Below are 1,722 nucleotides of genomic sequence, written 5' to 3'. Positions count from 1 at the left end.
GCGCAGGCCGATGCGGCCGGCCACCGGCGCTGTGATGCGGGTGTAGTCGAGGTTCAGCTTGGCGGCGGCCTCGGCGGCCAGGTCGGTGGTGACCGTGCCTTCGAGCTGGCGGACCAGCGCGGCCTGGGTGTCGACGTCCTGCCGGGCGATGGAGTCCTGCCCCAGCAGCGTGCGGTAGCGCGCGAGCGTGACGCGCGCGGCCTCGAGCTGCGCCTCGTCGCGCTGGCGCGTGCCGCGGGCCTGCATCAGCGCCTGCTCGTAGGGCCTGGGATCGATGCGCGCGAGCAGCTGGTTCCTTGCCACGGTCTGCCCTTCGGTGAACAGCACCTCCGTCAGCACGCCGCCGACCTGCGCCTTGAGCGTGATGGTGGCCAGTGGCGTGACCGTGCCGAGCGCATCGATGGTCACCGGCAATTCGATCTCGCGCGCCGCCGCATGGCCCACCGTGACGGTCGCGCCGCCAAAGCCCGGCCCGCCGGCGGTGCTGCCCTTGCGGTTGATGAGATACCAGGCGCCGCCCCCGAGCACCAGCAGCAGCACCAGCGCGATCAGGCTGCCGAGCCAGAGCCTGCGGCGCGAAGGCGGCCGCGGGGGCGGGGACGAAGAAGGTGGGGTTGCCGGTTGGACAGCAGGCGAATCGCCGGAAGAAGGCTCGGAGTTCGGAGATTCCATGGGGTGTGGCAGTGCGCAAGTACAGCCGCTAGTGGAGCGCCGCATCGTAGCGCGCCTGTCTTATGAACCGTAAAGCGCCGGTAAAGCTGCGGGCAAGGGCTGCATTTCGCGCCGGTTCGCTGCGGCTGGCGCCGCCGATCTGCATTTCGTCGCAGGAGCGTGGCGGCGGCGCGGGGGCGCCGGCACAGTCCGCTCCATCGAATCGTCTTTCAACCCGGAGAAACACCATGCTGCTGCAGATCATTCTTCACACCCCCAAGTGGGTCTTCGCCGTTTTCGTCCTCCTCGTGTGGCTGGGCTGCAGGCAGCTGCTGTCCGGCAGCGTCGGCCTGGCCAAGGTCACGGTGATACCGATCGCCATGACCGGGCTTTCGCTGGCCGGCGTGATCTCGGCCTTCGGCGATTCGCCCGGCCCCCTGCTCGGCTGGGCCGTGGCGGCCGCCGCGCTGGTGCTGCTGGTGCTCCAGAGCCCGCTGCCCGCCAGCACGCGCTACGACCGCGCGGCGCGCGAGTTCCACGTGGCCGGCAGCGCGGTGCCGCTGCTGCTCATGATGGGCATCTTCTTCACCAAGTACGTGGTGGGCGCGTCCCTGGCCATGCACCCCGAGCTGCGCCAGCAGGCCGCCTTCGAGGTCGGCGTTCCGATGCTGTACGGCGCCTTCAGCGGCATCTTCGCGGCACGCGCCGTGCGGCTGTGGAAGCTCGCGATCGGCACCGACGCCGTGGCGGCCGGTGCCCGCGCAGCCTAAGATCGCCGACGCCCACATTCCAGGAACCACCATGGCCGTGCTCTTTCTGATCCTCAAGATTGCCGTCACGGTGGTGCTTGCCGCCTCCATTGCCGAAGCGCTGGTGCTGTCGTGGCGCCACGGCTGGCGCAGCTACGACTGGAAGGCGGCCGGCGTCTCGGTGGTCGACTTCCTGGTGCGCGAATACCCGCTGCGCTGGCTGCTGCCGCTGGCCTTCTGGACCGGCGCCATGGACTGGTTCTGGAACCACCGGCTCTTCACGCTGCCCATGGACCACTGGAGCGGCTGGGTCGCCTGCTTC

Annotated in this window: 2 protein-coding genes and 1 pseudogene; 2 read left to right on the top strand and 1 reads right to left on the bottom strand. The window is 69.9% G+C overall.

Features of this window, described 5'->3' with window-relative positions; genetic code table 11:
• On the bottom strand, positions 1-672 hold a 672-nt coding region (locus AC1DOC_RS32500), incomplete at its 3' end, for an efflux RND transporter periplasmic adaptor subunit (RefSeq protein WP_478131423.1).
• A 62-nt stretch (positions 673-734) separates the two neighbouring features.
• Here AC1DOC_RS32500 and AC1DOC_RS32495 point away from each other — a divergent pair.
• On the top strand, positions 735-1,421 hold the full coding sequence (locus AC1DOC_RS32495) for a DUF6622 family protein (protein WP_478080642.1): 687 nt from the start codon (positions 735-737) through the stop codon (positions 1,419-1,421).
• A 31-nt stretch (positions 1,422-1,452) separates the two neighbouring features.
• A pseudogene (locus AC1DOC_RS32490) lies at positions 1,453-1,722 on the top strand (sterol desaturase family protein); the annotation flags it as partial.

This window comes from Variovorax sp. 01T439_2 (genome assembly GCF_056398445.1).
The sequence above is the reverse complement of the archived record's forward strand: the minus strand, read 5'-3'. Positions and strand labels throughout refer to the sequence as shown.

Bases quoted from the DNA above. Each gene is read 5' to 3' on its own strand.
- AC1DOC_RS32495 (WP_478080642.1), top strand. From the start codon at position 735: ATGAACCGTAAAGCGCCGGTAAAGCTGCGGGCAAGGGCTGCATTTCGC.